The organism is Nocardia coubleae NBRC 108252 (assembly GCF_001612805.1).
Taxonomy (GTDB): domain Bacteria; phylum Actinomycetota; class Actinomycetes; order Mycobacteriales; family Mycobacteriaceae; genus Nocardia; species Nocardia coubleae.
Genome location: NZ_BDBD01000018.1, coordinates 559640 through 582175 on the forward strand (window position 1 = coordinate 559640; position 22536 = coordinate 582175).

The window sequence follows — 22536 nt, forward strand, 5'->3', positions numbered from 1 at the left end:
ATCAGCGGATGAGGGTTGTCTGCTGGGCGCGGATGGTGCGGAAGAAGCGTGGGCCCACGTCGGGGCCGTAGTGGTTGTAGGCGTCGATGATCTCGGCCAGTTCGTCGGCGAGGGCGCGCAGGTCGCGGGTGGCGACGATGCGGTCGAACTCGTCGGATTCCCAGCCCCACTGCGGCGGGATGTCGTCGATCGTGACGACGATCTGGTCGGCGAAGGGAGTGGTCACCGCGACCGTGAGTTCGGCCGGCGCCGCGGCCAGTGGGCTGTGCACGATCACCTCACCGGGCGCACCGGGGGCGAAGGTGCGCGCGAAGGAGATGTCCTCGCGCACCGACTCCACGATGGCGGCCGTTGTCGCGTGCCTGCCCGGCCGGTGGTGCCGCTCACCGTAGACCCGGTCGGAAGGCCGAGAAGCGTTGCCGCCACCGGTTTTTCGCAACAGCCGGTCGAGCATGCGCTGGGCGGTCGCGCGTTCGCCCGCACCGGTGTTCGCATGGTCGATCAGCGCGCGCAGCCGGGATATCCGTGCGAAGTTGTCGGTGCCCATGCGCCGATTCTGCCCCACGCACCGCCGTGGAATGGGTCACAACTCGCACCTCGCGGCTGCGGGTACTCGGACATCCGACTTTATGGTGACGGACATGGGTGAAGCCGAAGTGTTGTTCGAGGTCCGCGACCGGCTCGGTCTGATCACGCTGAACCGGCCGAGGGCCATCAACGCGCTCAACCACGCGATGAGCCTGGCCGTCACCGATGCCCTGCGTGCCTGGGCGACCGACCCGGCCGTCGACACCGTCGCCATCGTCGGTGCGGGTGAACGTGGCCTGTGCGCGGGCGGCGATATCGTCGCCATCCATCGCGACGCCAAGGCGATCAACGACGGCGGCCCCGGCGCGCCCGCCCCGCTCGACACCGCGGCGGCCGCGTTCTGGCGCGACGAATACCTGCTCAACGAGATGATCGACAGCTACCCCAAGCCGTATGTGGCGATCATGGACGGCATCGTGATGGGCGGTGGCGTCGGCGTCTCGGCGCACGGCAGCCATCGCATCGTCACCGAACGCTCGCAGATCGGCATGCCGGAAGCGGGCATCGGTTTCGTGCCCGATGTCGGCGGCACCTACCTGCTCTCGCACACGCCCGGCGAGCTGGGCACCCACGTCGCCCTCACCACCGCGCGGATGGGCGCGGGTGACGCGATCGTCGCCGGTTTCGCCGACACCGTCGTGCCCTCGGCCGACCTGCCCGCGCTCCTCGACGCCCTGCGCACCACTCCCGCCGACGAGGCCATCGCGCGATTCGCCACGCCCGCACCCGAATCCGAGCTGGCCGCCCACGCCGACTGGATCGATCGCTGCTACCGCGCCGACACGGTCGAAGAGATCATCGCGGCCCTGCGCGCGGCCGACCTCCCCGAGGCGACCAAGGCCGCCGAGGACATCCTCGCCAAGTCGCCGGTCGCGGTGAAGGCGACGCTGCGCGCCCTGCGCAACGCCCGTCGGCTCAGCCTGGCCGCCGCTCTCAACGTCGAATTCCGGATCACCGTGGCCGCGCTGAGCACCCACGACCTGGCCGAGGGCATCCGCGCCCAGGTGATCGACAAGGACCGCACGCCACGCTGGTCGCCCGCGACCCTCGCCGAGGTCACCGACGCCCACGTCGACGCCTACTTCGCCCCGCTCGGCGAGCGTGAACTCGGTTTGCCCGTGTAGTCCGGTAGCGGCGCCGCTCGGTATCGTCTGCAGACCATGAGCGAGTTCGAGACGATTCTGTTGGAACGCAAGGGCGGCAGCGACGGCAAGGGCGGGGTCGGCTGGATCACGCTGAACCGTCCCAAGGCCCTCAACGCCCTCAACGCGCAGGTGCTCGCGGACATCACCGCCGCGCTCGACGAGCTCGAGCGCGACGATTCGATCGGCGCCGTCGTCCTCACCGGTTCGGAGAAGGCGTTCGCCGCCGGTGCCGACATCAAGGAGATGGCGACCAAGTCCTACATGGACATGTTCCTGGCCGACACCTTCGCCGGCTGGGACCGCCTGGCGAACTTCCGCAAGCCGACCATCGCCGCCGTCGCCGGTTACGCGCTCGGCGGTGGCTGTGAGGTGGCGATGATGTGCGACATCCTGATCGCGGCCGACACCGCCAAGTTCGGTCAACCCGAGATCAAGCTCGGTGTCATCCCCGGCATGGGCGGTTCGCAGCGGCTCACCCGCGCGGTCGGCAAGGCCAAGGCGATGGACCTCATCCTCACCGGCCGCAACATGGGCGTCGAGGAGGCCGAGCGGGCCGGTGTCGTATCGCGCATCGTGCCCGCCGACCAGCTGCTCGATACCGCGCTCGAGGCGGCCCAGACCATCGCGAGCATGTCGCTGCCCGCGGCCATGCTCGCCAAGGCCGCGGTGAACCGGTCCTTCGAGACCAGCCTGGCCGAAGGCCTGCTGTTCGAGCGCCGGGCGTTCCACTCGCTGTTCGCGACCGACGATCAGAAGGAAGGCATGGCCGCCTTCACCGAGAAGCGGCCGCCGAACTTCACCAACAGCTAGTTATTTCGCGGGTAGCGAGCCGTCGATGAACTGGGCGGGCGTGGGCGGGGTCTTCTCGTCCGCCCGGTCATCGGTGCCGAGCAGCCCGGCGACCGCGCCGCCCAGGGTCGCGGTCACCGCGACGGCGGCGAGGAATTTGCGCCGACCGGGCCCGGACCGTGCGACCGGGTCGGCCGTCGCGCCCGCCCGCAACCGTGGCATGCGCAGGCGCGAGGGTTTCCGTGCGGCGAGCAGCACCGCGCCGCGTGCCGAAACATATTCCGGCTCAGGGTCGTACACGATCGGCAGGTCGACCAGCTGACCCACGGCGTGCCGCAGTGCCGGGTTGCGCACGCATCCACCGAGCAGGACGAGCGCACCGGGCCGTACGCCGGTGTCCTCGATCATCTTCCGCACGAACGATGCCGAATGATGCAGTCCCGCTTCGCACAACGCGGCCAGATCGCTGCGGGTGACCACGGCGCGTTCGCCGGTGTCGGCGTCGGTAGCGGTGACAACTCTTGCGCGGCTGAGCATTTCGCGGTGGGTGCGGGTGGTGCGGCGGTCGGTCGCGACGCCGCCTCGCGCCAGTTGCCAGCGCAGCAGCGCGTCGTAGCCGTCGCCGCTGAGGACGGTGCTGCGCTGACTGGCGAGGATGGTGTCGGTGCGGCAGTCGGCGTGGGTGACGGTGAGGCCGGAACTGCCGAGGTCGTAGAGCATCACCGAATCGGTGTCGGGCAGCAGGCCGGTGAAACGCAGGTAGCGCAGCTGGGCGAGCGGTTCGTCGACGATGGTCACCGAGGGGCCCGCTGCCGCGCGGATGGCGTCGCCGTGCAGGTCGCTGCGGCAGGTGACGACGGTGGCCGTGACGCACTCGTCGCGGGCGAGGGCCGCCACCCGCATCCGGCGGATCGCCGCGAGTACCGATTCCTCCACCGAGGCGCCCGCGCGGCGCGGGATGCGCACCCGATCGAGCGGCGGTAGATGCGGTTGGTCGGTGTGGTTGAGCACGGCGCGGGCACCACCCGCACCTGCCGACACCCCGAGGACCAGCACCATGCGCTACATGGTGGACCTTTTCGCGCTACCTGCCAAGCGAGTCGGCCCGCGATTCGCGGCTCTGTCCCTCAGGTCGCGTGGAATGCGAGGTTTGCCGTGTCGTCGAAATCCCCGGCGGCATGGCGGAACCGGGCGAGCAGCTCGAGCAGTTGTTTGCTCTCGCCCGGAGCCAGGCCCGGCTCGGCGAACACTTGCGCGTTCAACGCCTCGGTCGCCTCGGCGACGGATTTCCTTCCGGCAGCGGTGATTTCGATGAGGGTGGCGCGGCGGTCGCTCGGATGCGGCACGCGCTCGACAAGTCCGGCCGCTTCCAGCCGATCGACCGTATTGGTGACGCTGGTGGGGTGCACCTGCAGGCGCGCGCTGGCTTTGGCCATCGGCAGTGCGCCCGTGCGGCTGAAACTGAGCAGTTGCAGCAGTTCGTAGCGGGAGAAGGTGAGTCCCGAGGGTTTGAGGGCCTCGTCGACGCGGGCCATCACGATCTGCTGGGCCCGGACCAGGGAGGTGACGAGGGCCATGCCGTCGGCGACCGATCCCCAGCCGTGCTCGATCCATTGCCGGTGTGCCTCGGCGATCGGGTCTCGGGGTAGCGGTCCGGTTCGTGACATGTTTTCGATCATGTCACGAACCGGGCCGCGTTCCGCATAGAGCGAGCGGCGGGAATCGAACCCACGTGAACGGCTTTGCAGACCGTCGCCTAAACCTCTCAGCCACGCCCGCCTCGCCAATGATGATGCCGGTGCGCGGCGGGTGTGCCCAGGGTTGCGATCACGGTGATCGCAATGTCAGTGCTTGTTGGCCGGGGCCGAGCAGATCTTCCAGGTGCCGTCTTCTTTGGTGAGGTGTTCCTCGGTGCTGTCCTCGGTGTCGGGCTCCTCGCCTTCGACCGAGAGGGTCAGCTGACCGACAACGGTGGCTTCCGCGTCGTCGCCGGTGATGACGATGTCGCGCACGTCATCGATGCGCACCGACACCGTCGCGGTGTCGAACTGTCTGCGCTGCTCCGGGGTGAGGTTCTCGATCTCGGCGCGGTCGGCCGCGCACGCGAGTTCGGACGCCGCGATGAACCCGTCGGAGTCCAGGGTGTCGTAGAAGTCGCGAATCGCCACCTCGATCTTCTTGTCGTCCGAGGCCAGCGGCGTGCGCCCCTGCACGGTGAGCACCACCCCCGCCGCAAGAAGCCCCAGCACAACCAGCGCCAGCACCCCCAACCCGATGAACAGCCCCGTCCGCTTCTTCTTCGGCGGCGGCCCCGCCTGCGCCCCGAACCCGCCGGGCGGCGGACCACCCGCCCCCGGATACCCCGCCTGCGGCTGCCCGGCTTGCGGATGCCCGCCCTGCGGCTGCCCCGCCTGCGGCTGCCCGGGTTGCGGTTGCCCGCCCTGCGGCTGCCCAGCCTGCGGTTGCCCCTGCTGAGGTTGCCCCGGCTGGGGCTGTTGTCCGAACCCGTCTGATGGATCAGTCATGCCCGCTCCTGCTGTCACCGGGGACAGGCCCCGAAACCTGTGGAACCGTGCGTACAACCAGATGAACAACTGCGACGAACGAACAAGGCCCCGACCGAACGGACGGGGCCTTGAACGCGATGTGCCCTCGGCAGGATTCGAACCTGCGGCCTTCTGCTCCGGAGGCAGACGCTCTATCCCCTGAGCTACGAGGGCGGGATAGATGCCGGTCGCCGGTGGGGCGATCGGGCAGCGACAGCGTATCGCATCGGGTGCGGTGCGCCAAAAACGGTGCCGGACCGGGGGGTTGATCCCGGTCCGGCACCGGGGTCAGCCGAGGGGGAGGGGGGTGGCGCCTCGGGTGGTGAGCATGGTGGTCATCAGGGTCGATTCGCCGGATTGGGTTTTCGACATGGTGGCCGCGAGGGAGCGGACCGCGGTGGTCGAGGCCTGTTCGGCGGCGTAGTCGAGCATGGGGACGCCGCCCTGGTGGTGGCGCAGCATCAGTTGCAGGAACATCGTGTCCAGGGCCGGGCCGGTGGCCTGGCGCAGGGCCGTCATCTCCTCCTGGCTCGCCATGCCGGGCATCGCGGACACCGGGCCGTGGTGTTCGGTCGTCGGACTCGCGCCGTGACCGTGTCCGCCGGTGTCGCTCATCCAGCCCATGAAACCCTCGACGCTCTGGCTCGGTGCGTCCCACAGCTGCAACCAGCCCTGCATGCGGCCGATCTGGTTCGACTGGGTGGTCATGATGTCGTAGGCCAGGCGGCGCACATCGTTGTCGGTGGAACCGATCAGCGCGATGCCGGCCATGTCGACGGCTTGGGCGTGGTGCACCGACATGTCCTGGTTGAAACCGATGTCGACCGGCCCGGGTGCGGCCGACTCGGCCTTCTCCAGCGGCATCCGCAGCAGCACACCCGCTACGGCACCGAGCAGGAGCAGGCCGATCGCGCCGAGTACGAGCACCGCACCGGCAGGACGCCTGCCGGTGGGTTCGTCGGTGGTCTCACTCATCACTGACCGGCCGGGGCGCCCGGCATCGGGATGCCCGGCAGACCGGGGACACCCGAACCGAGTCCGCCGAGTTCGCTCGCGTCCTGGTTGGCGCCGGTGCCGTCCATCGGGATGGCGTCGGGGCCGTAGGGCGAGGAGTCGAACGGCGGCGGGTTGTTGGCGTCGAAGATCGGGTTCGAGCAGCTGGCGCCGACCTCGGGGTGCGCGTACGGGTTGGTGCGCAGCGCGGAGATGAACTGCTTGATGCGCGCGTCCTCGGCCGAGTCCAGCTTCAGCTGGTGGCCCCACGACTGCAGCGCGATGGGGGTGTCGAGGGCCGGGTACGGCGACATCATCGTGTACGGCCGGTCCTTGACGAAGTTCGACAGCTTCTCCACCCCGGCCGCGTCGACCTTGTCGGGGTTGTAGGTGATCCACACCGCACCGTGCTCGAGCGAGTGCACCGCGTTCTCCATGCGGATCGGCTTGGCGTACACCGTGCCGGTGCAGTTGGCCCAGGCCACATCGTGCGGGCCACCGTAGGCGGGCGACTTGTCGTAGGCGACGCGCTGTGTCTCGGTGACGTGCAGTGCCGCCGGATACTCCTGCTTCACCACGCCCTCGATCTTGGCCGCCGGGTCCTGGTTCTGCTCGCTGGGCGCCCACTCGGACAGGTCGGTCTGCGCTTCGCGGATCGCGGCCTGGTCCATGTACTTGGGCACGATGCTGTAGGCCAGCAGGCCGATCAGCGCGACGATGACCACGCCGCCGCCGAGCAGGCCCCAGGGCACTTCACGCTTCTTGTGCGGGAGTTTGCCCTTGCCCGGCTTGCGGGACGGAGACGACTTCCCCGCGGCCCGGACGGCCTTGGCTGATGTTGCGCTTGTCCTGCTCGGCATCGCTCGGTTAGCTCTTTCGACGTATGGATCGGTGCGTTCGTGGCGGGCGGTCGTGGTTGCGAGGCGCCCAGCCAATAGGATAGAGACTCGTGACTCCAGCTGACCTTGCAGATCTCCTTCGCACCACCGCGGCGAAGGTGCTTGTCGAACGTGGACTGGACTCGTCGGTCCTGCCCGAGCAGGTCACAGTGGAGCGTCCGCGCAACCCCGAACACGGCGACTATGCCACGAATGTGGCGATGCAGGTGGCCAAGCGGGTGGGAACGAATCCCCGTGAGCTGGCCGGCTGGCTGGCCGAGGCGTTGTCGGCCACCGAAGGTGTCGAGGTCGCCGAAGTGGCGGGCCCCGGCTTCCTGAACATCCGCCTGGCCGCGTCGGCGCAGGGCGCGATCGTCACCCAGATCCTGACCGCGGCCGACAAGTACGGCACCGGCTCGGCGCTGACCGGCACCAAGATCAACCTCGAATTCGTCTCCGCCAACCCGACCGGTCCCGTCCACCTCGGTGGCACCCGCTGGGCCGCGGTCGGTGACGCGCTCGGCCGCATCCTGGCCGCCGAGGGCGCCGACGTGACGCGCGAGTACTACTTCAACGACAACGGCGCCCAGATCGACCGGTTCGCGAAGTCGCTGGTCGCCGCCGCGCTCGGCGAGCCGACCCCCGAGGACGGCTACGCGGGCGAGTACATCCAGGAGATCGCCGCGAGCATCGTCGCCGCGCATCCCGATGCGCTCACCCTGCCCGCCGACCAGCGGCACGAGCTGTTCCGGCGCGAGGGCGTGCAGCAGATGTTCGCCCAGATCAAGCAGGACCTGCACGATTTCGGCACCGACTTCGACGTGTACTTCAACGAGAGCGAACTGTTCGCCTCGGGCGCCGTCGAGCGTGCGGTCGAGCAGCTCAAGAACTCGGGCAACCTGTACGAGAAGGACGGCGCGTGGTGGATCGCCTCCACCGAGTTCGGTGACGACAAGGACCGGGTGGTCCTCAAGAGCGACGGCACCGCCGCCTACATCGCCGGCGACATCGCCTACTTCCAGAACAAGCGCTCGCGCGGCTTCGACCTGGCCATCTACATGCTCGGCGCCGACCACCACGGCTACATCGGCCGGTTGAAGGCCGCCGCGGCCGCCTTCGGCGACGATCCCGACACCGTCGAGGTGCTGATCGGGCAGATGGTGAACCTGGTCAAGGACGGTCAGGCCGTGAAGATGAGCAAGCGCGCGGGCACCGTGGTGACGCTCAACGACCTGGTCGAGCAGATCGGTGTCGACGCGGCCCGCTACTCGCTGGTGCGGTCCTCGGTGAACTCGAGCATCGACATCGACCTGGACCTGTGGACCAAGGCCAGCAGCGAGAACCCGGTGTACTACGTGCAGTACGCGCACTCGCGCACCAACAGCATCATCGGCAATGCCGCCAAGTACCCCGAATTCGCCACTGTGACACCGGATTTCGCACTGATGACGTCCGGTCGCGAGGGCGACCTGATCCGTACCCTCGGTGATTTCCCGCGCGTGGTCGCCACCGCCGCCGAGACCCGCGAACCGCATCGGATCGCCCGCTACCTCGAAGAACTGGCCGGGGTGTACCACCCGTTCCAGTCCGACGACGACATGCGCGTGCTGCCCAAGGGCGACGACGCCGTCAGCCCGCTCAACGCCGCCCGCCTCGAACTGGTGAAGGCGACCCGTCAGGTGCTGGCCAACGGCCTGGCCCTGCTAGGCGTGAGCGCACCGGAGCGCATGTGAGCTCCGCAGACTTTTTCAGGAAGGACGCTCGATGAGTGCACACCCCGCCGGGCCTCGGCACGCCGAGATCCCGCACGCCCCGACGCTCGGCGAGCGGCCGACCGATCCGCGCGAGATGATCGACCTGCCCGAGCACGTGTGGCCGCGCAATGCCTCGCGCGGTGACGACGGCGTGGTCCGGTTGGCGGGCATTCCCGTCACCGAGCTGGCCGCGCAGTACGGCACCCCGCTGTTCGTGATCGACGAAGACGACTTCCGTTCGCGCTGCCGCGACATGGTCGCCGCGTTCGGCACCGCCGCGCGCGTGCACTACGCGTCGAAGGCGTTCCTGTGCGGCGAGATCGCCCGCTGGATCCGCGACGAGGGCCTTTCGCTCGACGTGTGCTCCGGTGGCGAGTTGGCCATCGCGCTCAACGCGGGCTTCCCCGCGGAGCGAATCGCGTTGCACGGCAACAACAAGTCCGTCCCCGAGCTGGAAGCCGCCGTCGCGGCGGGCGTCGGCCACGTGGTCGTGGACTCGCTCTACGAGATCGAACGCCTGGAAGCCGTCGCCGGTGCGGCGGGCGTGGTGCAGGACGTGCTGGTCCGCGTGACCGTCGGCGTCGAAGCGCATACCCACGAGTACATCTCCACCGCCCACGAGGACCAGAAGTTCGGTTTCTCGATCGCCGGTGGCGACGCGATGGAAGCCCTGGCGCGCGTCTTCGAGGCCGACAACCTGCGCCTGGTCGGCCTGCACAGCCACATCGGCTCGCAGATCTTCGAGCTCGACGGCTTCGAGATCGCCGCCCGCCGCATGCTCGGACTGCTGCGCGAGGCGATCGACAAGTTCGGTGTGGAACGCACCGCCCAGATCTCCACCCTCGACCTGGGCGGCGGCCTCGGCATCGCCTACCTGCCCAGCGACAACCCGCCCGAGCTCGACGAGTTCGCCGCCAAGCTGCGCGACCTGGTCGCCGCCGAGGCCACCCGCGCCGGGCTGCCCGAGCCGATCATCGCGGTCGAGCCCGGCCGCGCCATCGCCGGACCGGGCACCGTCACCCTCTACGAGGTCGGCACCATCAAGGACGTCGAGCTCGACGGTGGCGCGCGGCGCCGGTACGTGAGCGTCGACGGCGGGATGAGCGACAATATCCGCCCCGCGCTCTACCAGGCCGATTACGATTGCCGTCTGGTCTCGCGGAGCTCCGACGCGCACGCCGTGGTCGCGCGCGTGGTCGGAAAGCATTGCGAGAGCGGCGATATCGTCATCCGCGACACGTGGATGCCCGCCGACGCCGGACCGGGCGACCTGGTCGCGGTCGCGGCGACGGGGGCGTACTGCTATTCGATGTCGAGTCGCTACAACCTGCTCACCCGGCCCGCCGTGGTCGCGGTGCGCGACGGGGAGTCGCGACTGATTCTGCGCCGGGAAACGGTGGCGGACCTGCTCAGCCTGGAGGTAGAAGGATGAACGGCACCAACGACGCGGGGCGCCCGCTCGGCGTAGCCGTGCTCGGCATGGGCACCGTCGGCACCGAGGTGGTGCGCGTACTGCGCGATCACGCCGACGACCTGCGCTCGCGCGTCGGCGCGCCGCTGGTGCTGCGCGGTGTCGCCGTGCGCGACCTGTCCAAGGACCGCGGGCTGCCCGCCGAGCTGCTCACCACCGACGCCGAGGCGCTGCTGGCCCGCGACGATGTGGACCTGGTGGTCGAGGTCATGGGCGGTATCGACCCGGCCCGCAAGCTCATCGGCGACGCCCTCGCCGCCGGCAAGTCCGTGGTCACCGCCAACAAGGCGCTGCTGGCCGACTACACCGGCGAACTGGCCGCCGCCGCCGAGAGCAGCCGCGCCGACCTGTACTTCGAGGCCGCGGTCGCCGGCGCGATCCCGGTGGTGCGTCCGCTGATCCAGTCGCTCTCGGGTGACCGGGTGAACAAGGTCGTCGGCATCGTGAACGGCACGACCAACTTCATCCTCTCCGCGATGGACGAGACCGGCGCCGCCTACGACGACGTGCTCGCCGAGGCCACCGACCTGGGTTACGCCGAGGCCGACCCCACCGCCGACGTGGAGGGCTACGACGCCGCCGCCAAGGCCGCGATCCTGGCCTCGCTGGCGTTCCACACCCGCGTCACCGCCGCCGATGTGTACCGCGAGGGCATCTCCAAGATCACCGCCGAAGACCTCGAGACCGCCTCGGCCGTCGGCTGCACGGTGAAGCTGCTCGCCATCTGCGAGCGCGTCCCCGGCGAGCCGAGCGCGGCCGAAGGCGGCAAGGACCGCGTCTCCGTGCGCGTGTACCCGGCGCTCATCCCGCGCAAGCACCCCCTCGCCTCGGTCAACGGCGCGTTCAACGCCGTGGTCGTGGAGGCCGACAACGCCGGTCGCCTGATGTTCTACGGGCAGGGCGCGGGCGGCGCGCCGACCGCCTCGGCGGTGCTGGGCGACCTGGTGATGGCGGCCCGCAACAAGTTCTACGGTGGTCGCGCACCCGGCGAATCGGTTTATGCTGAGCTGCCGATCGCGCCGATCGGTGACACCCCCACCCGCTACCACGTGAACCTGCAGGTGGAGGACCGTCCCGGCGTGCTCGCCGCGGTCGCCGACACTTTTGCCCAGCACGGGGTGAGCATCTCCACCGTGCGTCAGCAGGGTCACGGCGACGGCGCCCGGCTCGTGGTCGTCACCCACCATGCGGTGGAGTCGTCGCTGGCCGATACTGTCGCGGTACTGGCGGAAATGGATTCCGTCACCGCTGTGACCAGCGTTCTCAGACTGGAAGGCACCGAAGAATCATGAACTCCACTGGCATCGCGCCCCAGGCCGGTGTGCACTCGCGCTGGCCCGGCCTGATCGCGGCGTACCGCGACCGCCTCGCCGGTGCGGCCGATTGGGAGCCGGTGACCCTGTTCGAGGGCGGTACTCCGCTGGTCCCCGCCACGCACCTGTCCGAACTCACCGGGTGCGAGGTGTACCTGAAGGTCGAGGGCGCCAACCCGACCGGTTCGTTCAAGGACCGCGGCATGACCATGGCCATGACCGACGCCAAGTACCGCGGTCAGAAGGCCGTGCTGTGCGCGTCGACCGGCAACACTTCGGCCTCGGCCGCCGCCTACGCCACCCGCGCCGGCATGGAATGCGCCGTGCTGATCCCGCAGGGCAAGATCGCGATGGGCAAGCTGGCCCAGGCCGTGATGCTCGGCGCCAAGATCATCCAGGTCGAGGGCAACTTCGACGACTGCCTCGAGCTGGCCCGCAAGGTGACCGCCGAATTTCCGCAGGTCGGACTGGTGAACTCGGTGAACCCCGCCCGCATCGAGGGGCAGAAGACCGCCTCCTTCGAAATCTGCGATGTGCTCGGCAAGGCGCCCGATGTGCACGTGCTGCCCGTCGGCAACGCGGGCAACATCACCGCCTACTGGCGCGGATACCGCGAATACCACGCCGACGGCATCACCTCGGTGCTGCCGCGCATGCTCGGTGTGCAGGCCGCCGGTGCCGCGCCGCTGGTCAACGGTGCTCCGGTGAAGGACCCCGAGACCGTCGCCACCGCGATCCGCATCGGCGCACCCGCCTCGTGGAACGGTGCGATGGAGGCCAAGGAGCAGTCCGGTGGTGCCTTCCGCGCCGCCACCGACGAGGAGATCCTCGCCGCCTACCGTCTCGTCGCCGCGACCGAGGGCGTGTTCGTCGAGCCCGCGTCGGCCGCGAGCGTGGCCGGTCTGCTTGCCGCGCGCAAGGAGGGCTGGCTGGATTCGGGCCTGACCGTCGTGTGCACCGTCACCGGCAACGGCCTCAAGGACCCCGACAACGCGCTGGCCGGAATGCCCGAGGTCAAGCCGATCGCGGTGGATCCGGTCGCCATCGCCCGCGAACTCGAGCTGGCCTGAGTTGACCGCACGTGAGCCGACGCTGATGACAGCGACCCTGCCCGCCGGTCTCGAAGCGACCGTGCGCGTTCCGGCCTCCACCGCCAATCTCGGACCCGGATTCGATTGTCTCGGAATGGCATTGGGCATCTTCGACGAAATCGTCGTGCGTACCACCGAATCCGGTCTCGCGATCCGGGTGGAGGGTGAGGGCGCCGACGACGTGCCGTGGGGGCCGACCCATCTGGTCGTCCGCGCCATCGAGCGCGGCCTCGAATCGCTCGGCGTCTGGGCCGACGGCCTCGATGTCGTGTGCCGCAACGTGATTCCGCATTCACGCGGACTCGGTTCCAGCGCGTCGGCCGTGGTCGGTGGCCTGGCCGCCGGTGCCGGACTCGCCGCGAAGTTCGATCCGGCGCTTCGCCTCGACGGTGACCGGCTGGTACAGCTGGCCTCGGAGTTCGAGGGCCATCCCGACAACGCCGCCGCCAGCGTGCTCGGCGGTGTCGTCGTCTCGTGGACCGAGACCGACGCCGAGGCCCGCGCCTACCGGGCTGTGCGCCTGGATCCCGCGCGGGCGCTGCGTCCGGTGGTGCTGATTCCGCAGGAGCGTTCGTCCACGGCGCATACGCGCGGGCTGCTGCCCGAGCAGGTGCCCCACGGCGACGCGGCGTTCAACGTGAGCCGGGCGGCTTTGGCCGTCGTCGCGCTGACCGAGCGTCCCGACCTGCTGATGCCCGCCACCGCCGACCGGTTGCACCAGACCCAGCGTGCCCCCGCGCTACCGCTCACCACCGCCTGGATCGAGCGGCTGCGTGACGCCGGAATCGCCGCGACGGTCTCGGGTGCGGGCCCGACCATCCTCGCGCTTGCGACCACGGAATTCCCCGCTGACCTGCGCGAACTGGCTGAGAAAGACGGTTTGCGCGTGGTCGAGCCCGGTATCGCCGACGGGGTGTCGATCGACTGACGGCGTGCCTGCCTTGCCGTTGTTCGTGGTAGGCGGCTATTCTGGGGTGGTCCGTACATCGTGCGCATCAGACGCCGGTGCTTCATCAGGGCAATCGCTCCCCTTACCACTTTCTTCTGGTGGCGAAGCCTCCGGTCCGGCGGGGCGGGTAGTACGGCACACGCGTCCTGTGGGACGCATAATCCGAGCTCGGCATATGTTGCCGGGTCTGCGGAACGAACCCTCGACTCAGCACACGGCATTCGAGGGAAGGAAAGGATTTCCGTGACAGAAACGGACCTGCTCGCGACACCCGGGGTGGATACCGACCCGACGAATTCGGGCGGCCGCGAAAGTGAATCCGGACAGATTTCGAAAATGAGCGAACACACCGACGTCGCACGATCGGGGCTGACTGGAATGCTGTTGCCGCAGTTGCGTGCGCTCGCTGGGGAACTCGGTATCCGAGGCACCTCCGGTATGCGCAAGGGCGATCTCATCGCCGCAATCAAAGAAAACCAGGCCGGAGCGCCTGCCAAGGGTGCCAAGCCTGCCGAAGCCGCCGCCGTGACGGCCGACGCGCCTGCCGCCGCCGAGGCCCCCGCCAAGCGGGAGCGCCCGGCCAAGGCCGAGAAGCCCGCCGCCGAATCCAAGACGGCAGAGGCGAAGACGGCCGAGGTGAAGCCGGTCGAGACCAAGGCCGCCGAGACCAAGCAGGCCGAGACCGAGACCGCCGCGACCAAGCCGGTCGAGGCCAAGACCGAAGCCCCCGCCGAGGCGGGCGAGGAGTCCGGTCGCGAGAGCGGTCAGCGTGGCCGTGGCAGGCAGCGTCGCGGTCGTGACCAGGCTCGTTCCGGTGGCGGCGAGAACGCCCCCGCCGAGAATCGCACCGAGACTCGCACCGAGGAGCCCAAGCAGGCCGAGGGTGGCGAGCAGGGCGAGCGTCGTCGCGAGCGCAACGACCGCAATTCCGGTGGCGAGCGCAATGCCGGTGGCGAGCGTAATCAGAACGACCGCAACCAGAACGAGCGCGGCGAGCGCAACCAGAACCAGAACGGCAACGCGGGCGGCAATCGTGGCCCGCGCGACGACCGTGATCGTGGTGGCGACGACGAGGAAGGCGGCCGCGGTCGCCGGGGCCGTCGCTTCCGTGAGCGTCGTCGTGGGCGTGACCGCGACGGTGGCACGGGTTCCGGTGGCGGCGAGGCCCGCGACTTCGAGATCCGCGAGGACGACGTCCTGCAGCCCGTCGCGGGCATCCTCGACGTGCTCGACAACTACGCCTTCGTGCGGACCTCCGGCTACCTGGCCGGACCCAACGACGTGTACGTGTCGATGAACCTGGTCCGCAAGAACGGTCTGCGCCGCGGTGACGCCATCACCGGTGCGGTCCGTGCGCCGCGCGACGGCGAGCAGAGCAACCAGCGCCAGAAGTTCGACCCGCTGGTGCGCCTGGACACCGTCAACGGTGGCGAGGTTGAGGCGGCCAAGCGTCGTCCCGACTTCCAGAAGCTCACCCCGCTGTACCCGAACCAGCGACTGCGCCTCGAGACCACGCCCAACAAGCTGAGCACCCGCGTGATCGACCTGATCATGCCGATCGGCAAGGGCCAGCGCGCGCTGATCGTCTCCCCGCCCAAGGCCGGTAAGACGACCGTGGTGCAGGACATCGCCAACGCGATCGCGACCAACAACCCCGAGTGCTACCTCATGGTCGTGCTGGTCGACGAGCGTCCCGAAGAGGTCACCGACATGCAGCGTTCGGTGAAGGGTGAGGTCATCGCCTCCACCTTCGACCGGCCGCCGGCCGACCACACCTCCGTCGCCGAGCTCGCCATCGAGCGGGCCAAGCGACTGGTGGAGATGGGCAAAGACGTTGTGGTGCTGCTCGACTCGATCACCCGATTGGGCCGCGCGTACAACAACTCCTCGCCCGCATCGGGCCGCATCCTCTCCGGTGGTGTCGACTCGACCGCGCTGTACCCGCCCAAGCGGTTCCTCGGCGCGGCGCGCAACATCGAGAACGGTGGCTCGCTCACGATCATCGCCACGGCGCTGGTCGAGACCGGTTCCACCGGCGACACGGTGATCTTCGAGGAGTTCAAGGGCACGGGTAACGCCGAGCTCAAGCTCGACCGCAAGATCGCCGAGCGCCGCGTGTTCCCGGCGGTCGACGTGAACCTGTCGAGTACCCGCAAGGACGAACTGCTGATGTCCCCGGACGAGGCCGCGGTGCTGCACAAGCTGCGCCGGGTGCTCTCGGGCCTGGATTCGCATCAGGCGATCGACCTGCTCATCGACCGGTTGAAGAAGTCGAAGAACAACCTCGAGTTCCTGATGTCGGTCTCCAAGACCGCACCGGGCGCACTCGACGAGTGACGGAACGAAAGGGCTCCGCTTCGGCGGGGCCCTTTCGGTTTGCCGGGAACATCCGGGGGGTAGGGGGTGTTATCGGTAGTGCGGCCGGGTCTGGCATACTGGACCGCTGTGTGTCTGCGAGTTCGCAGACATCCCGCCTAGTCGGTTCCGGTTCACGTACTCCACTCCATGGGGCTACGACCCGGCGACCATTATCGAGAGGACGCCCATGAAGGCAGGAATCCACCCCACGTATGTCGACACCACCGTCGTGTGTGGTTGCGGCAACACCTTCCAGACTCGCTCCACCAAGGAGTCCGGCCAGATCACGGTCGAGGTCTGCTCGCAGTGCCACCCGTTCTACACGGGCAAGCAGAAGATCCTCGACACCGGCGGCCGCGTGGCTCGCTTCGAGGCTCGCTACGGCAAGCGCGCAGGCAAGAAGGCCGACGCCGAAAGCTAGTTGCCTCCCCCGACGCCCGGTTCTGCACTTCGCAGGCCGGGCGTCGGTGGTTTCTCTACCCGAGCCGTCGCCCCGCACACCGAAGGAATCCTCCCGTGACGCAACCGTCCGCCATCGACGACATTCTGGCCGAGTACCAGGGCCTGGAGACGCAGCTGGCCGATCCGTCGCTGCACAACGACGCGGGCGCGGCACGCCGGGTGGGTAAGCGGTTCGCCGAGCTGGCGCCGGTGATGAGCACCTACCGCAAGCTCGAAGCGGTGCGCGACGACCTCGAGGCCGCCCGTGAGCTGGCCGCCGACGACGCCACCTTCGCCGCCGAGGTGCCCGGGCTGGAAGCCCAGCTGGCCGAACTCGAGCAGGCCCTCGCCGATCTGCTCGCCCCGCGCGACCCGCACGACGGCGACGACGTGGTGCTCGAGGTGAAGTCCGGCGAGGGTGGCGAGGAGTCGGCGCTGTTCGCCGCCGACCTGGCGCGCATGTACATCCGCTACGCCGAACGGCACGGCTGGAAGGTGGAGACGCTCGACGTCACCTACTCCGACCTGGGCGGATACAAGGACGCGACGCTGTCGATCAAGAGCAAGGACGCCGCGCGCGACGGTGTGTGGTCGCGCTTCAAGTTCGAGGGCGGCGTGCACCGCGTGCAGCGCGTGCCGGTGACCGAGTCGCAGGGCCGCATCCACACCTCGGCCGCGGGCGTGCTGATCTACCCGGAGCCCGACGAGGTCGAGCAGGTGCAGATCGACGAGACCGACCTGCGCATCGATGTGTACCGCTCCTCCGGCAAGGGCGGGCAGGGCGTGAACACCACCGATTCCGCCGTCCGCATCACCCACCTGCCCTCGGGCATCGTGGTGACCTGCCAGAACGAACGCTCGCAGTTGCAGAACAAGGCCCGTGCCATGCAGGTCCTCGCCGCCCGGTTGCAGGCGCTGGCCGAAGAGCAGGCCGAGCAGGAGGCGGCCGCCGGTCGTGCCAGCCAGATCCGCACCGTCGACCGCTCCGAGCGCATCCGCACCTACAACTTCCCCGAGAACCGGATCGCCGATCACCGGATCGGGTTCAAGGCGCACAACCTCGACGCCGTCCTCGACGGTGACATGGACGCGCTGCTCGACGCGCTCGGCAAAGCCGACCGCGAGGCCCGGATGGCTGCCGAGTAAGCCGGTGAACACAGCGCGCCGACTTCCCCGGGCGACGACTTCGCCGTCCGCCGTGGCACCCGGTATCTCGAGGGCTGCCGAGGCATCCTCGATCTCGCGGTCTGGGGTGGCATGGCCAGCTGAGGCGCTCTCGATATCGCGGGTCGCTGCGGCCTGCCCCCTCGCTGGGTCTGCTGGGGCCTCGCAGCGGGCCGAGGCTGCTGATCAGCCCGCACACCGACGGAGGCCGTGGTGATGCTGCCGGATGACATTGTGACTGCGCGAATCCCCTTGCGGCCCTTGATTGTTGCTGCCGCCGGCCGCCTGGCCGAGGCCGGAGTCGGTGCGCCGATGTTCGACGCGGAGCTTCTGGCCGCCCACGCGCTCCACGTGGATCGCATGCGGCTGGCCCTGATACCGATGATCGGCGTCGAGACCGCCGCGCGCATCGAACGGCTGGTAGACCGGCGCGCAGCGCGAATCCCGTTGCAGCACTTGACCGGAACCGCGCCGCTCGGTGCCGTCGACCTCGCCGTCGGACCCGGCGTGTTCGTGCCGCGCCCGGAAACCGAGTTGCTGCTCGCCTGGGCGCTGGGCTTCCTCGAGACCCAATTGCTCGCGCACGCGCCGATCGTCGTCGATCTGTGCACCGGCTCCGGCGCGCTGGCCCTGGCCATCGCGCACGCCCGCCCGGACGCCGACGTGCACGCGGTCGAACTCGATCCCGACGCGTTGCGCTGGGCCCGCCGCAACGCCGACGCGCGCATAGCCGCGGGCGACACCCCCATCACCCTGTACTCCGGTGACGTCACCGACCCGTTCGTGGTCGAACACCTCACCGCCCGCGCCGACCTGGTCGTCGCCAATCCGCCCTACATCCCCGCGGACGCGGTCCTCGACCCCGAGGTCGCCGACCACGACCCCCACCGCGCCCTCTTCGGCGGCCCCGACGGTCTCGACATCATCCGGGGCATGGTCCCCACGATCGCCCGCCTCTTGCGCCCCGGCGGCGCCACCGCCATCGAACACGACGACACCAACGGCGGGGGAGTGGCGGCGCTGCTGTCATCCGCCGACCTCACCGCCGTCGCCGAACACACCGACCTGTCCGAAAAGCCGCGCTTCGTCACTGCCCACCGGCCCTCGAACGGCTGAACCGCCGGAGACGGGAGCGCGGCGATTCCGTCGCCGCTCCACCGGGCAATCATGTGGCTAACCTCCTGATGTGCGCCCAAAAGTCCCTCGGGTCAGGCCCCTCGCACCGGGGGCTACACTCTTGCCCGCAGCTAAAGACCGGGAAAGTACGCGGAGGAGGCGGACAGCTTTGAGTACTGTCTACGACTGTGCCGATGAGGCGTCTCGAGACGCGGGGATCACCGCGGCCACCAGTGCGCTGAAGTCGGGTCGCCTCGTCGTGATGCCCACCGACACCCTCTACGGCATCGCCGCCGACGCGTTCGATTCGTCCGCCGTCGCCGACCTGCTTGCCGCCAAGCGGCGTGGTCGCGATATGCCGGTTCCGGTGCTCGTCGGCTCGTGGCACACCATCGACGGACTCGTGTTCTCGGTGCGCCCGCAGGCCCGTGACCTGATCCGTGCGTTCTGGCCCGGTGCGCTGAGTCTCGTTGTGCAGGCAGCACCTTCGCTGGCCTGGGATCTCGGTGACACGCGCGGCACGGTGATGCTGCGGATGCCGCTGCACCCGGTGGCGCTGGAACTGCTGCGTGCGGTCGGCCCGCTCGCGGTGTCGAGTGCCAATGTGTCGGGTCAGCCGCCCGCCACCACCGTCGAACAGGCTCGGGAACAACTCGGTTCGCTGGCGAGCGTGTACCTCGACGGCGGCCCGGCCGAGCACGCCGTCGCCTCCACGATCGTCGACCTCACCGCGGATCAGCCGCGCGTATTGCGGGAGGGTGCGGTGCCGGTGGCCGATATCGCCGAGGTGCTCGGGATGACGCCCGAGGCCCTGACCAGCTCCACCAACCGGTGATCGCCCGCCTGCGATGAGCTCAGTCGTTCCCCTGCGTGAGCTCCTGCTCGTGCTGCTCGTCTCGGCGACGGTGACCTTCCTGGCCACCGGCGGTGTCCGGGTACTCGCCATCGGTTTCGGCGCCGTGGCGATTCCGCGTGAACGCGATGTGCACGTCAAACCGATTCCGCGGATGGGCGGCGTCGGTATGTATGTCGGCGTCGTGGCCGCGATCTTGTTCGCACATCAATTGCCCGCGCTGCGCCGCGGCTTCGATTACGCGCCCGATATTCCCGCGGTGCTCGTCGCCGCGACGATCATCGTGCTCGTCGGCATAGTCGACGACCGCTGGGGACTGGACGCGCTGACCAAATTCGCCGGACAGGTCACCGCGGCGGGCGTGATGGCCGTGATGGGCCTGAGCTGGTACGTGATCTACGACCCGTTCAACGACACCACCGTGGTGCTCGACGCACTGCAGGGCGGCCTGGTGACGGTCGGCATCACGGTCACGCTCGTCAACGCGATGAACTTCGTCGACGGATTGGACGGCCTGGCCGCCGGCCTCGGTTTGATCTGCGCGGTGGCTGTTTTCGCGTTCTCCGTGGGTTTGCTCTACGACCAGGGCGGCTCGGTCGACACGTATCCGCCCGCTTTGCTGGCCGCCGCGCTGGCCGGTGCGTGCCTCGGATTTCTGCCGCACAATTTTTCCCCGGCCCGAATCTTCATGGGCGATACCGGGTCGATGATGATCGGTTTGATGCTGGCAGCTGTTTCCACCGGTGCGTCGGGCCGAATTCCGCTGCAGGGCTATGGCCCGCGCGACATTGTGGGTTTGCTCTCGCCGCTGTTGCTGGTGGGCGCGGTGATGTTCATTCCGGTGCTCGATCTGTTGCTGGCGATCGTGCGCCGTGTGCGCGCGGGCGTGAGTTTTTCCACACCGGACAAAATGCATCTGCATCACCGACTGTTGCAGATCGGGCATTCCCAGCGCCGGGTGGTGTTGCTCATCTATTTATGGGTCGGCGTGCTCGCCTTCGGCGCGGTGGGAACTTCGCTGATGGACCGGCGGCTGGTGGTGTTGCTGGTGGCGGGCGGATTGGTGTTCGCGCTGGTGGTGACGGTGATCCCCTCGATGCGCCGCACGGAGTCGGCCCAGCATTGACTTCGGCCCGCAAGGTAAAGTGCGGGCCGTGAGCTTTACACCCGAAACCGTGCCAGGCCCCGACGCCCCGCTGCGCGCCGCGCTGCGCTACGGACTGATCGGCCTCGGCGTGCTCGTGGTCGCGTCGGTGGTGATCGCCTCCCTCCTCGCCGGGATGCCCGGTTTGTGGGGTGCGCTGCTCGGCGCCGCGATCGGTGGCGGATTCATCCTCACCACCGTGGTGTCGGTGCTGTTCGGCGCGAAGCTGCCGCCGCAGATGGCGGGCATGGTCCTGCTGGTCAGCTGGGTCGCGAAGTTGCTGGTGGTGCTGATCGTCGTCGGTGTGCTCAACCAGTTCGACTTCTACAGCAGGCCCGCGCTGTTCTTCACCGTGGTAGGAGCCTTGCTGATCGTCCTCGGTGCCGAAACCTACGGCGTTGTGCGACACAAGGTCCCGTACGTCACGACACGCGCGGGAGACAGCGAAACGGCTTCCGAGCAGGAATAATCCCACCCAGCTACGCACTGTCGTAGATAGCTTGGTAAAGTGTTGGTAAGCAAGCACCCAAGCTAGGGGCGCGGTCCGGGGATTCGGGCTATGCCTCGGGTTACCAAGGGGGGATCACCGAGATCCCACCCGGGGCCGCTATGCTTACTGCCGATCCGGGTGGAATGTGCCCGGTTGAAGCATGTCGACGATGTCGCCGACGCCCGTACAGAAGCTAATACAGGTATCCCTCGTATCAGCGGCTGTCGAATTTCGAGCCGACAAAAGTCGACCCCCATTGATCGTCAATGTCCGATCGAACCGCGGGAATGACAGTCGTACCCGCGGCCCGAACACGGGAGAGAACGCTGAGCGTCATCACTTTGGCGGCGGGCGAGTTCCACGCGCCATCGCTGTCCGACTTCTTCCCTCCAGCGGTGCTGTTCGAGGGTACGCCGTTCGAACTCGATCGCCTGATGCTGGTCCGGCTGTTGATGACCGCCGTTCTGGTGGCCGTCTTCGTGCTGGCTTTCCGCTCGCCGAAGATCGTGCCGCGCGGCCTGCAGAATGTGATGGAAGCCGGTGTGGTTTTCGTCAAGGAGCAGATCGCCGACGAGGTACTCGGCAAAGAATCCGGCAAGAAGTTCCTCCCGCTGCTCGCGACGATCTTCTTCACGGTTCTCTTTCTGAACTTCTCCGGTGTGATTCCCGGGTTGAACATCTCGTCGAACGCGCGCATCGGCATGCCGCTGGTCCTCGCCGCGATCGTCTACATCGTCTACAACTACGTGGGCATCAGGAAGTACGGGTTCTTCTCCTACATCCGCCACAGCATCGTCGTCCCCGACGTGCCGATCGCGCTGCACGTGCTGCTGATTCCGATCGAGTTCATCTCGACCTTCATCCTGCGCCCGTTCACGCTGACCGTCCGTCTCATGGCCAACATGCTGGCCGGCCACATCATGCTGGTGCTGTTCTTCAGCGCCACCTGGTTCTTCCTGTTCGACGCGACCGCGTGGATGAAGGTCTTCTCGCCCTTCTCGCTGCTGGCTGCCATCGGCTTCACTCTGTTCGAGCTGCTGGTCATCTTCCTGCAGGCCTACGTCTTCGCGCTGCTGGCCGCCGTGTACATCGGGCAGTCGCAGCACGCCGCCGACCACTAGACCCGACCGAACCACCTACATACCGCCAAACCTGCTGCACACGCCGACCGGCGGGTGAGCAACAGAAAGGGAAAGAAGACTCATGAGCCTCGCTTACCTGGCCCAGGAAGCCGCGAACACCGAAAGCTCCTTCAAGGGCTTCGGAGCCATCGGCTACGGCCTCGCTGCGATCGGCCCCGGCATCGGCGTCGGCATCGTCGTCGGTAAGGCCATCGAGGGCATCGCGCGTCAGCCCGAGCTGTCCGGCCAGATCCGCACCACCATGTTCCTCGGTATCGCGTTCACCGAAGCCCTGGCGCTGATCGGCCTCGTCGCCGGCTTCATCTTCTGAT

The 22536-nt window shown here is 68.4% G+C and carries 22 protein-coding genes and 2 tRNA genes; 16 read left to right on the forward strand and 8 right to left on the reverse strand.

Features of this window, described 5'->3' with window-relative positions:
- Position 1: 1 nt before the first annotated feature.
- A complete protein-coding gene (locus NCO8_RS19655; RefSeq protein WP_067490492.1) occupies positions 2 to 547 on the reverse strand; it encodes a hypothetical protein in 546 nt (181 codons plus the stop codon).
- Positions 548 to 641: 94 nt separating this feature from the next.
- Here NCO8_RS19655 and NCO8_RS19660 point away from each other — a divergent pair, with 94 nt between their 5' ends.
- Both NCO8_RS19660 and NCO8_RS19665 read left to right on the forward strand, forming a co-directional pair.
- Positions 642 to 1712 carry an enoyl-CoA hydratase/isomerase family protein gene (locus NCO8_RS19660; protein WP_157104982.1) on the forward strand — a complete coding sequence of 357 codons (1071 nt, stop codon included), beginning with the start codon at positions 642 to 644 and terminating at the stop codon, positions 1710 to 1712.
- A 36-nt stretch (positions 1713 to 1748) separates the two neighbouring features.
- Positions 1749 to 2543 (forward strand): enoyl-CoA hydratase, encoded by a 795-nt coding sequence (locus NCO8_RS19665; RefSeq protein WP_067641528.1) that lies wholly within the window; start codon positions 1749 to 1751, stop codon positions 2541 to 2543.
- On the opposite strand, the gene NCO8_RS19670 is transcribed toward NCO8_RS19665, so the two are convergent.
- The 7 genes from NCO8_RS19670 to NCO8_RS19700 all read right to left on the reverse strand — a co-directional run bounded on the left by NCO8_RS19670 (position 2544) and on the right by NCO8_RS19700 (position 6921).
- Entirely contained in the window at positions 2544 to 3581 is a 1038-nt protein-coding gene (locus NCO8_RS19670; RefSeq protein ID WP_067641530.1) for an acetate and sugar kinases/Hsc70/actin family protein, read from the reverse strand.
- A 68-nt stretch (positions 3582 to 3649) separates the two neighbouring features.
- On the reverse strand, positions 3650 to 4189 hold the full coding sequence (locus NCO8_RS19675; RefSeq protein ID WP_067641532.1) for a MarR family winged helix-turn-helix transcriptional regulator: 540 nt from the start codon (positions 4187 to 4189) through the stop codon (positions 3650 to 3652).
- Between the two features lie 40 nt (positions 4190 to 4229).
- Positions 4230 to 4301, reverse strand: a tRNA-Cys gene (locus tag NCO8_RS19680).
- A gap of 65 nt (positions 4302 to 4366) precedes the next feature.
- Entirely contained in the window at positions 4367 to 5047 is a 681-nt protein-coding gene (locus NCO8_RS31435) for an Rv0361 family membrane protein (protein WP_067641534.1), read from the reverse strand.
- Positions 5048 to 5169: 122 nt separating this feature from the next.
- Positions 5170 to 5242, reverse strand: a tRNA-Arg gene (locus NCO8_RS19690).
- A 114-nt stretch (positions 5243 to 5356) separates the two neighbouring features.
- On the reverse strand, positions 5357 to 6043 hold the full coding sequence (locus tag NCO8_RS19695) for a DUF305 domain-containing protein (protein WP_067641536.1): 687 nt from the start codon (positions 6041 to 6043) through the stop codon (positions 5357 to 5359).
- Entirely contained in the window at positions 6043 to 6921 is an 879-nt protein-coding gene (locus NCO8_RS19700; protein WP_067490475.1) for a thioredoxin-like domain-containing protein, read from the reverse strand. The genes NCO8_RS19695 and NCO8_RS19700 overlap by 1 nt, the downstream gene beginning before the upstream one ends.
- 89 nt (positions 6922 to 7010) lie before the next feature.
- On the opposite strand from NCO8_RS19700, the gene argS reads away from it, so the two are divergent.
- The 14 genes from argS (at position 7011) to NCO8_RS19770 (ending at position 22535) form a co-directional block, all read left to right on the forward strand.
- Entirely contained in the window at positions 7011 to 8672 is a 1662-nt protein-coding gene (argS, locus tag NCO8_RS19705; protein WP_067641538.1) for an arginine--tRNA ligase, read from the forward strand.
- A 31-nt stretch (positions 8673 to 8703) separates the two neighbouring features.
- On the forward strand, positions 8704 to 10125 hold the full coding sequence (gene lysA / locus NCO8_RS19710) for a diaminopimelate decarboxylase (RefSeq protein ID WP_067641540.1): 1422 nt from the start codon (positions 8704 to 8706) through the stop codon (positions 10123 to 10125).
- On the forward strand, positions 10122 to 11456 hold the full coding sequence (locus tag NCO8_RS19715; RefSeq protein WP_067641542.1) for a homoserine dehydrogenase: 1335 nt from the start codon (positions 10122 to 10124) through the stop codon (positions 11454 to 11456). Before lysA ends, NCO8_RS19715 begins: the two co-directional genes overlap by 4 nt.
- Positions 11453 to 12547, forward strand: coding sequence for a threonine synthase (gene thrC / locus NCO8_RS19720; protein ID WP_067641544.1), 1095 nt, complete (start codon positions 11453 to 11455; stop codon positions 12545 to 12547). The genes NCO8_RS19715 and thrC overlap by 4 nt, the downstream gene beginning before the upstream one ends.
- 25 nt (positions 12548 to 12572) lie before the next feature.
- Positions 12573 to 13496, forward strand: a complete 924-nt coding sequence (gene thrB, locus NCO8_RS19725; protein WP_067641655.1) for a homoserine kinase — start codon at positions 12573 to 12575, stop codon at positions 13494 to 13496.
- Between the two features lie 264 nt (positions 13497 to 13760).
- On the forward strand, positions 13761 to 15854 hold the full coding sequence (gene rho / locus NCO8_RS19730) for a transcription termination factor Rho (RefSeq protein WP_067641546.1): 2094 nt from the start codon (positions 13761 to 13763) through the stop codon (positions 15852 to 15854).
- A 208-nt stretch (positions 15855 to 16062) separates the two neighbouring features.
- Positions 16063 to 16296 carry a 50S ribosomal protein L31 gene (gene rpmE, locus NCO8_RS19735; protein ID WP_067490466.1) on the forward strand — a complete coding sequence of 78 codons (234 nt, stop codon included), beginning with the start codon at positions 16063 to 16065 and terminating at the stop codon, positions 16294 to 16296.
- A 95-nt stretch (positions 16297 to 16391) separates the two neighbouring features.
- The gene (gene prfA, locus NCO8_RS19740; RefSeq protein WP_067490463.1) at positions 16392 to 17462 is read left to right on the forward strand and encodes a peptide chain release factor 1; all 1071 of its coding nucleotides are present in this window, start codon (positions 16392 to 16394) and stop codon (positions 17460 to 17462) included.
- Between the two features lie 234 nt (positions 17463 to 17696).
- On the forward strand, positions 17697 to 18596 hold the full coding sequence (gene prmC, locus NCO8_RS19745) for a peptide chain release factor N(5)-glutamine methyltransferase (RefSeq protein WP_067641656.1): 900 nt from the start codon (positions 17697 to 17699) through the stop codon (positions 18594 to 18596).
- A 169-nt stretch (positions 18597 to 18765) separates the two neighbouring features.
- Positions 18766 to 19431, forward strand: coding sequence for an L-threonylcarbamoyladenylate synthase (locus tag NCO8_RS19750; RefSeq protein ID WP_067641548.1), 666 nt, complete (start codon positions 18766 to 18768; stop codon positions 19429 to 19431).
- A 13-nt stretch (positions 19432 to 19444) separates the two neighbouring features.
- On the forward strand, positions 19445 to 20575 hold the full coding sequence (locus tag NCO8_RS19755; protein WP_067641551.1) for an MraY family glycosyltransferase: 1131 nt from the start codon (positions 19445 to 19447) through the stop codon (positions 20573 to 20575).
- Between the two features lie 19 nt (positions 20576 to 20594).
- Positions 20595 to 21062, forward strand: a complete 468-nt coding sequence (locus NCO8_RS19760; RefSeq protein ID WP_174550346.1) for a Cg1360 family ATP-synthase-associated protein — start codon at positions 20595 to 20597, stop codon at positions 21060 to 21062.
- Positions 21063 to 21370: 308 nt separating this feature from the next.
- Complete coding sequence (gene atpB, locus NCO8_RS19765) at positions 21371 to 22204, forward strand: F0F1 ATP synthase subunit A (protein WP_225282119.1); 834 nt, start codon at positions 21371 to 21373, stop codon at positions 22202 to 22204.
- Between the two features lie 82 nt (positions 22205 to 22286).
- On the forward strand, positions 22287 to 22535 hold the full coding sequence (locus NCO8_RS19770; RefSeq protein ID WP_067490449.1) for an ATP synthase F0 subunit C: 249 nt from the start codon (positions 22287 to 22289) through the stop codon (positions 22533 to 22535).
- Position 22536: the final 1 nt, after the last annotated feature.

Bases quoted from the DNA above. Each gene is read 5' to 3' on its own strand.
- NCO8_RS19655 (WP_067490492.1), bottom strand. From the start codon at position 547: ATGGGCACCGACAACTTCGCACGGATATCCCGGCTGCGCGCGCTGATC.
- NCO8_RS19660 (WP_157104982.1), top strand. From the start codon at position 642: ATGGGTGAAGCCGAAGTGTTGTTCGAGGTCCGCGACCGGCTCGGTCTG.
- NCO8_RS19665 (WP_067641528.1), top strand. From the start codon at position 1,749: ATGAGCGAGTTCGAGACGATTCTGTTGGAACGCAAGGGCGGCAGCGAC.
- NCO8_RS19670 (WP_067641530.1), bottom strand. From the start codon at position 3,581: ATGGTGCTGGTCCTCGGGGTGTCGGCAGGTGCGGGTGGTGCCCGCGCC.
- NCO8_RS19675 (WP_067641532.1), bottom strand. From the start codon at position 4,189: ATGTCACGAACCGGACCGCTACCCCGAGACCCGATCGCCGAGGCACAC.
- NCO8_RS31435 (WP_067641534.1), bottom strand. From the start codon at position 5,047: ATGACTGATCCATCAGACGGGTTCGGACAACAGCCCCAGCCGGGGCAA.
- NCO8_RS19695 (WP_067641536.1), bottom strand. From the start codon at position 6,043: ATGAGTGAGACCACCGACGAACCCACCGGCAGGCGTCCTGCCGGTGCG.
- NCO8_RS19700 (WP_067490475.1), bottom strand. From the start codon at position 6,921: ATGCCGAGCAGGACAAGCGCAACATCAGCCAAGGCCGTCCGGGCCGCG.
- lysA (WP_067641540.1), top strand. From the start codon at position 8,704: ATGAGTGCACACCCCGCCGGGCCTCGGCACGCCGAGATCCCGCACGCC.
- NCO8_RS19715 (WP_067641542.1), top strand. From the start codon at position 10,122: ATGAACGGCACCAACGACGCGGGGCGCCCGCTCGGCGTAGCCGTGCTC.
- thrC (WP_067641544.1), top strand. From the start codon at position 11,453: ATGAACTCCACTGGCATCGCGCCCCAGGCCGGTGTGCACTCGCGCTGG.
- thrB (WP_067641655.1), top strand. From the start codon at position 12,573: ATGACAGCGACCCTGCCCGCCGGTCTCGAAGCGACCGTGCGCGTTCCG.
- rpmE (WP_067490466.1), top strand. From the start codon at position 16,063: ATGAAGGCAGGAATCCACCCCACGTATGTCGACACCACCGTCGTGTGT.
- prmC (WP_067641656.1), top strand. From the start codon at position 17,697: ATGCTGCCGGATGACATTGTGACTGCGCGAATCCCCTTGCGGCCCTTG.
- NCO8_RS19755 (WP_067641551.1), top strand. From the start codon at position 19,445: ATGAGCTCAGTCGTTCCCCTGCGTGAGCTCCTGCTCGTGCTGCTCGTC.
- atpB (WP_225282119.1), top strand. From the start codon at position 21,371: ATGACAGTCGTACCCGCGGCCCGAACACGGGAGAGAACGCTGAGCGTC.
- NCO8_RS19770 (WP_067490449.1), top strand. From the start codon at position 22,287: ATGAGCCTCGCTTACCTGGCCCAGGAAGCCGCGAACACCGAAAGCTCC.